This window comes from Streptomyces sp. NPDC014734 (assembly GCF_043083325.1).
In the GTDB taxonomy this organism is placed as follows: Bacteria; Actinomycetota; Actinomycetes; order Streptomycetales; family Streptomycetaceae; genus Streptomyces.
Genome location: NZ_JBIBYN010000051.1, coordinates 1 through 8,693, shown reverse-complemented (window position 1 = coordinate 8,693; position 8,693 = coordinate 1). Strand labels below are relative to the sequence as shown.

Here is an 8,693-nt window from a genome sequence, read left to right as displayed (position 1 = left end):
TGACGGGGCTGCGGCTTCCGGCCACGCTCGTCTTCGACTACCCGGACCCGAGCGTCCTCGCCCGCCATCTGCGGACCGAACTCGTCGGCGACGAGACCACGCCACTCGCCCCGGCCCCCGTCACGGCGGCCGTCGGCGACGACGAACCGATCGCGATCGTCGCGATGAGCTGCCGCTACCCGGGAGGGGTGCGCACTCCCGAGGACCTGTGGCAGATGATCGCCGCCGGCAACGACGGCATCTCGCTCTTCCCCGACAACCGGGGATGGGACCTGGACGGGCTCTACGACCCGGATCCGGAAACCCAGGGCACTTCCTACGCCCGTGAGGGCGGCTTCCTGCACGACGCCGCCGAGTTCGACGCGGCGTTCTTCGGGATCAGCCCGCGCGAGGCACTGGCCATGGACCCGCAGCAGCGGCTGCTGCTGGAGACCGCCTGGGAGGCGTTCGAACGCGCGGGAATCGACCCGCTGGCGGTGCGGGGCAGCCAGACCGGTGTCTTCGCCGGCGTGATGTATCACGACTACGGCTCACGACTCCACGCCGCTCCGGAGGAGGTCGAGGGCTACCTCGGCACCGGCAGTTCCAGCAGCGTCGTCTCCGGCCGGGTGGCATACACCTTCGGCCTGGAGGGCCCGGCCGTCACCGTCGACACGGCGTGCTCGTCCTCGCTGGTGGCCCTGCACCTGGCGGCGCAGGCGCTGCGCAACGGGGAATGCACGCTCGCCCTCGCCGGCGGTGTCACCGTCATGTTCACGCCCGGCACCTTCATCGAGTTCAGCCGCCAGCGCGGCCTTGCCGCCGACGGCCGTTGCAAGTCCTTCGCCGCCGCCGCCGACGGCACCGGCTGGGGCGAGGGCGCGGGCATGCTCCTGCTGGAACGGCTCTCCGACGCCCGCAAGAACGGCCACGAGGTCCTGGCGGTCGTCCGCGGCTCGGCCGTCAACCAGGACGGTGCCAGCAACGGCCTCACCGCCCCCAACGGCCCGTCGCAGCAGCGCGTCATCCGCCAGGCGCTCGCCAACGCGCGGCTGACGTCCGACCAGGTGGACGTGGTCGAGGCGCACGGCACGGGCACGACACTGGGCGACCCGATCGAGGCGCAGGCACTGCTCGCCACCTACGGCCAGGACCGCCCCGCCGACCGGCCGCTGTGGCTGGGATCGGTGAAGTCCAACCTCGGCCACACCCAGGCCGCCTCCGGCGTGGCAGGCGTCATCAAGATGGTGCAGGCCATGAGGCACGAGCTCCTGCCCAAGACGCTGCACGTCGACGAGCCCTCCCCGCACGTCGACTGGGCGGCCGGCGCGGTCTCGCTGCTGACCGAGGCCAGGCAGTGGCCGCGTGCCGGACGTCCGCGCCGGGCCGCCGTCTCCTCCTTCGGTATCAGCGGCACCAACGCACACGCCATCATCGAGCAGGCCCCGGCGGCCGACGAGGCCCAGGCCGCACCACACTCCCCGACCTCCGGTACCGGACTGCCCGTCGTGCCCCTGCTGCTGTCCGCACGGGGCGAGGACGGGCTGCGCGCCCAGGCCCGGCGGCTCCGCGACCACATCGGCGGGCAAGCCGGGACGGCGGGCGACGACAGCACCGGGTCCGGCCTCACCGACCTCGGCTACTCGCTCGCCACCACCCGCGCCGCACTGGAACACCGGGCCGCACTCGTCGCCGCGACCCCGGACGAGGCACTGCACGCCCTGGACGCGCTGGCGCGCGGCGAGACCGATCCGGCACAGGTGTCGCACGGTGTCGCGACCGACGGCAAGGTGGCGTTCCTGTTCACCGGGCAGGGCAGCCAGCGGCTCGGCATGGGTCGCGAACTGTACGCCGCCCACCCCGAGTTCGCGCAGGCGCTGGACGAGGCGTGCGCCGAGCTGGACCGGCACCTGGACCGTCCGCTGAAGACCGTGCTGTTCGGCGACGACGCCGAGCCACTGGACCGGACCGGTTTCACCCAGCCCGCGCTGTTCGCGATCGAGGTGGCGCTGTTCCGCCTCGTCACGGCCTGGGGCATACAGCCCGACCTCGTCTGCGGCCACTCCATCGGCGAGATCGCCGCCGCGCATGTCGCGGGCGTACTGTCCCTGGAGGACGCGGCCCGCCTGGTCGCGGCCCGCGGCCGACTCATGCAGGAACTCCCGGCCGGTGGCTCGATGATCGCCCTCCAGGCTTCCGAGGACGAGGTGCTCCCGCTGCTGAACGAGCGGGTGGGCATCGCCGCACTCAACGGCCCCGCCTCCGTGGTCGTCGCCGGTGACGAGGACGCGGCGCTGGAGATCGCCGCAGGCTTCGAGGCGCGGGGCCGCAAGACCAAGCGCCTCACCGTCAGCCACGCCTTCCACTCGCCGCACATGGAACCCATGCTCGCCGACTTCCGGAAGCTCGCGGAGGAACTTGCCTTCCACGCCCCGAAGATCCCGATCGTCTCCTGCCTGACCGGAACCGTGGCCACGGCCGACGACATCCGGCTGCCGGAGTTCTGGGTCCGGCACGCCCGAGAGGCCGTCCGCTTCATCGACGGCGTGCGCGCCCTGCACGGGGCGGGCGTGACCACCTTCGTCGAACTCGGCCCGGACGGCGTGCTCTCGGCCATGGCCGAGGACTGCCTGACCACCGGTGCCGACGCCCCCGATGCCGCCGACGCAGCCGACGTGGCCTTCGTGCCCGTGCTGCGCACCGGCCGGTCCGAGACACGGACCCTGGCCACCGCCCTGGCCCTGGCCCACGTACGGGGCGCGACGGTGGACTGGGACGCGTTCTACGCCGCCACCGGCGCCACCCGCGTCACCCTGCCGACGTACCCGTTCCAGCGCCGCCGCTACTGGCTGGACGTGGGCATCTCCGCCGAGGACGTCGCTTCCGCGGGCCTGGGGACGGCCGACCACCCGCTGCTCGGCGCGGCGGTCGAACTTCCCGACACCGGCGGCCTGGTGTTCACCGGCCGACTGTCCCTGCGCACCCATCCCTGGCTGGCCGACCACGCCGTCATGGACACCGTGCTGCTGCCGGGCACGGCCTTCGTCGAACTCGCACTGCGCGCCGGTGAGGAGGTCGCCTGCGACAGCGTCGACGAGCTGACCCTCCAGGCACCGCTGGTCCTGCCCGAGCAGGGCGCGGTGCAACTCCGGCTGGAGCTGACGGCCGCCGACGAGACAGGCCGACGCGGTCTGAGCCTGCACTCCCGCCGCGAGGAGGCCGACAGCGGCGAGCCGTGGACCCGGCACGCCACCGGATTCCTGGTCCCCGGCCCGACCGTTGCCGCCGAACCCTTCGACGCGACCGTCTGGCCCCCCGCCGACGCGACCGCGATCGACACCGGCGACTTCTACCCGGGCGCGGCCGCCGCCGGACTCGGCTACGGCCCCGTGTTCCAGGGCCTGACGGCCGCCTGGCGCAGCGGGGACGAACTGTTCGCCGAGGTCCGGCTCCCCCAGGGGTACGAGACCCTGGCCGGTGCCTACGGACTGCACCCGGCGCTGCTGGATGCCGCCCTGCACGCACTGGGCCTGGACGGCTCCGACGAGGGCGCGCGACTGCCGTTCGCCTGGACCGGTGTACGCCTGCACGCCGCCGGCGCCGCCGCACTGCGCGTCCGGCTCCGTCCGGCCGCCACCGGCAGCGGCGTCGAGCTCCGGCTCGCCGACGCCGCCGGGGCCGCCGTGGCCACCATCGACGGGCTGGTGCTGCGACCGGTCTCGGCCGAGCAACTGGACGCCTCGCGCACCGCACACCACGAATCCCTGTTCCGGCCGGAATGGACCGCACTGCCGTTGCCGTCCGAACAGACCGGGGAGATCCCGCCGGGCAGCCGCTGGGCGGCACTGGGCGACGAACCGTTCACCGTCGCCGGCCGGCCCCTGGACGCCCACACCGACCTGGCCGCGCTCGCCGCCGCGGACGGACCGGCCCCGGACGTGGTCCTCGTACCCCTGACCGGGACCGCGACCGGCTCCGGGAGCGGCCGGCACCTGCCCGAAACGGCCGGGGCCGCCGCCCGCGACGCCCTGGCACTTGTGCGGAACTGGGTGGACGACACCCGCTTCGGCGACGCACGACTCGTCTTCGTCACCCGCGACACGGTCGCCGCCCGCAACGGCGAGGACCTCGCCGACCCGACCCACGCCACGGTATGGGGCCTGGTGCGCTCGGCCCAGTCGGAGCACCCCGGACGCTTCGTCCTGATCGACACCGACGCCACCGACGCCTCCCAGCGGGCCCTGCCCGCGGCACTCGCCACCGACGAACCACAACTCGCGCTCCGCTCCGGCGGCGCGTACGCCTTCCGGCTGGCCCGCGTCCCGGCCAGGGACACCGGCACCGGCACCGGCACGGAGTTCGACCCGTCCGGCACGGTGCTCCTGACCGGCGCCGCCGGCACGCTCGGCACCCTGTTCGCCCGCCACCTGGTGGCCGAACGGGGCGTGCGGCACCTGTTGTGTGTCGGCCGCCGCGGCGAACAGGCCCCCGGCGCGGCCGACCTCACCACCGAACTCACCGCACTGGGCGCCCGGATCACCTGGGCGACATGCGACGCGGCCGACCGCCGGGCGCTGGAACAGGCCCTCGACACGATCCCCGCCGAACACCCCCTGACCGCGGTGGTGCACACCGCCGGTGTGCTGGACGACGGCGTGATCGGCTCGCTCACCGACACACGTCTCGACGCGGTGCTGCGCCCCAAGGTCGACGCCGCGTGGAACCTGCACGAACTCACCCGGGACCTCGACCTGTCCGCGTTCGTGCTCTTCTCCTCCGCCGCCGGTGTCTTCGGCAGCGCGGGACAGGGCAACTACGCCTCGGCCAACACCTTCCTGGACGCCCTGGCGCAGCACCGTGCGGCCCGCGGCCTGCCCGCCACCTCGCTCGCCTGGGGCCTCTGGGCGGCGGACGGCGGCATGGCGGGAAGCCTTGACGCGTCCGACGTGACCCGGATGCGGCGCGGCGGCTACGCACCGCTGCCACAGGGCGAGGGCCTGGCACTCTTCGACCTGTCAGGCACACTGGACGAACCGGTGCTGGTCCCGATCGGCCTCGACACCAAGGCCCTGCGCGCCCAGGCCGCCGCGGGGATGCTGCCCACGCTGCTCCGCGGCCTGGTCCGCACCCCCGCACGACGGGCCGCCGAGAGCACCGGCGTCGTCGCCGCCGCGCCCACGGGCTCGCTGACCGAACGGCTGGCCGCGCTCCCGGAGACGGAGCGCGACCGGGAGCTCCTGGACCTGGTGCGGACCCACGTGGCGGCCGTGCTCGGCCATGCCGGGCCGGACGACGTCGACGCCGGGCGGGGCTTCCTCGACCTGGGCTTCGACTCGCTGACCGCCGTGGACCTGCGCAACCGCCTGGGTGCGGCCGCCGGGCTCCGACTGCCGGTCACCCTGATCTTCGACTACCCGACACCCACCGCACTCGCCGGATACCTGCGCGAGGAACTCGGGCTGGACGGTGCGGACTCCGCACTGCCCCCCGTGCACGCGGAACTCGACAAACTCGAAGCGATTCTCGCCGCGATCGGCCCGGACGACGTCGAACGCCCCGGCATCGCCGTCCGTCTGCGCGATCTCCTCGCGAAGTGGAACGAGACGCAAGGCGCCGCGGACAGCGCCGCCGACGACCGCGAGCTCCAGTCCGCTACCGCGGACGAGATCTTCGATCTGCTCGACGACGAGCTCGGGCTCAACTGACCAGCTCCACGTGAGCTTTCGGAACTCTTAGTTACGTGGGGATGGCGTAAAAATGGCTGTGGCGAACGAGGAAAAGTACCTCGACTACCTCAAGCGGGCGACGACCGATCTGCGCGAGGCGCGCCGTCGGCTGCGCGAGGTGGAGGAGCGGGACCAGGAGCCCATCGCCATCGTGGCGATGAGCTGCCGCTACCCGGGAGGCGTACGCACCCCCGAGGACCTGTGGGAACTCGTGGCCCGCGGCGGAGACGCGGTCTCCCCGTACCCGGTCAACCGCGGCTGGGCCGAGGACGTGCTCTTCGACCCCGACCCGGAGACCGGACACGAGGAGTACGTCCGCGAGGGTGGTTTCCTGCACGACGCCGCCGACTTCGACCCGGCGTTCTTCGGGATCAGCCCGCGCGAGGCCCTGGCGATGGACCCCCAGCAGCGACTGCTGCTGGAGACCACCTGGGAGACGTTCGAACGCGCCGGGATCGATCCGACCACCCTGCGCGGCAGCCGCACCGGCGTCTTCGCCGGCCTGATGTACCACGACTACGCCTCTCGGCTGTACTCGGCGCCCGAGGATGTCGAGGGCTTCCTCGGCAACGGCAGCACCGGCTCCATCGCCTCGGGCCGGGTGTCGTACACCTTCGGCCTGGAGGGCCCGGCCGTCACCGTCGACACGGCGTGCTCCTCCTCACTGGTCGCCCTGCACCTCGCCGCGCAGGCGCTCCGCACCGGCGAATGCACCCTCGCCCTTGCCGGTGGTGTCACCGTCATGTCCACCCCCGGCACCTTCACCGAGTTCAGCCGCCAGCGCGGACTTGCCATCGACGGCCGTTGCAAGTCCTTCGCCGCCGCCGCCGACGGCACCGGCTGGGGCGAGGGCGCGGGCATGCTCCTGCTGGAACGGCTCTCCGACGCCCGCAGGAACGGCCACCCGGTGCTGGCCCTGGTGCGGGGCTCGGCCATCAACCAGGACGGCGCCAGCAGCGGCCTGACCGCCCCCAACGGCCCGTCGCAGCAGCGCGTCATCCGCCAGGCCCTGGCCGGTGCCCGGCTGTCGCCCGGGCAGATCGACGTCGTCGAGGCACACGGCACCGGCACCACCCTCGGCGACCCGATCGAGGCACAGGCCCTCTTCGCCACCTACGGCCGCAGCCGGCCGGAGGAGCAACCGCTGTGGCTCGGCTCGGTGAAGTCGAACATCGGCCACACGCAGGCGGCGGCCGGAGTCGCGGGCATCATCAAGATGGTCATGGCGATGCGGCACGGCGTGCTGCCCAAAACCCTGCACGTCGACGAGCCCAGCCCCAACGTCGACTGGACGGCGGGCACCGTCTCGCTGCTGACCGAGACCCGCCCGTGGCCGGAGACCGGCCAGCCGCGTCGCGCCGCCGTCTCCTCGTTCGGCATCAGCGGCACCAACGCCCACACGGTGCTGGAGCAGGCCCCCGAGCCGGAGCCCATCACCGACGAGCAGCCGACCGACGACACGGGCACGGCACTGCCGCTGTGGACCCTGTCCGCGAAGAGCCCGGCCGCCCTGCGGGGTCAGGCCACGAACCTGCTCGCCCACCTCGCCGCGCACCCCGGACTGTCCACCACCGATCTCGGTCACTCCCTCGCCACCGGGCGCGCGGCCTTCGACCACCGTGCGGCGATCGTCGCGGACGACCGGGAAGGTTTCCTCCGGGCCCTGACGGCTCTCGCCGACGACAAGCCCGCCGCCGGTCTGGTCCAGGGGAGGACCACCAGCGGCAAGCGCGCCTTCCTGTTCACGGGGCAGGGGAGTCAGCGTCCGGGTATGGGGCGTGAGCTGTATGAGGCGTTCCCGGTGTTCGCACAGGCCCTGGACGCGGTGTGTGCGGAGCTGGACCGGCATCTGGAACAGCCTCTGAAGTCCGTGCTGTTCGGTGATGATGCCGCGTTGATCGGTCGGACGGGGTTCACGCAGCCCGCGTTGTTCGCGGTCGAGGTGGCGTTGTTCCGTCTTGTCGAGGCGTGGGGTGTGCGGCCCGACTTCCTGTCGGGTCATTCGATCGGTGAGCTGGCTGCCGCGCATGTGGCGGGTGTGCTGTCCCTCTCCGATGCGGCGAAGCTGGTGGCGGCTCGTGGGCGGTTGATGGAGGAGCTGCCCGCTGGTGGGGCGATGATCGCGGTGCAGGCGTCGGAGGACGAGGTGGCGCCGCTGCTGACCGAGAGTGTCAGCATTGCCGCGCTGAACGGTCCGCGGTCCGTCGTGATCGCGGGTGATGAGGACGCTGCTGTCGCGATCGCGGCAGGTTTCGAGGCGCGTGGCCGGAAGACGAAGCGGCTTACCGTCTCGCACGCGTTCCACTCGCCCCGTATGGACGGCATGCTCGACGCCTTCCGCGAGGTCGCGGAGACACTGACCTACGAGGCGCCGCGCATCCCGGTCGTGTCCAACCTGACCGGTGGTGTGGTCTCCGCCGAGGAGATCACCAGTCCCGACTTCTGGGTCCGGCACGTCCGCGAGGCCGTCCGCTTCCTCGACGGCATCCGTGCACTGGAAGCGCAGAACGTCACCACCTTCGTCGAGCTGGGCCCCGACGGCGTACTCACCGCCATGGCACAGGACTGCCTGACCCGCGAGGACGCCACCCTTGTCTCCGCGCTGCGTGCCGGTCGCCCCGAGGTGGGCAGCCTGGCGGTCGCACTGGCCGGTGCCCACGTACACGGCGTATCACCGGACTGGCACGCGGTGTTCGCGGGGACCGGCGCCACACGCGTCGAACTCCCGATGTACGCCTTCCAGCGTGAGACCTACTGGCTGGACACCGGCTACCTGACCGGAGACATGGCCTCGGCCGGCCTCGGCGCGGCGGACCACCCGTTGCTCGGCGCGGCCGTGGCCCTCGCCGACACCGACGGCTTCCTCTACACCGGACGTCTTGCCCTCGATACTCATCCGTGGTTGGCCGATCATGTGGTGGCGGGGTCGGTGTTGTTGCCGGGGACGGCGTTTGTGGAGTTGGCGGTTCGTGCGGGGGATCAGGTTGG

Annotated in this window: 2 protein-coding genes; both read left to right on the top strand. The window is 72.6% G+C overall.

The features are described 5' to 3' along the window. Positions 1-5,684, top strand: a 5,684-nt coding sequence (locus tag ACF1CT_RS37190; protein ID WP_391788461.1) for a type I polyketide synthase, incomplete at its 5' end; no start/stop codon positions are given. A gap of 52 nt (positions 5,685-5,736) precedes the next feature. Further along, a partial coding sequence (locus ACF1CT_RS37185) for a type I polyketide synthase (protein WP_391788460.1) occupies positions 5,737-8,693 on the top strand: 2,957 nt, incomplete at its 3' end.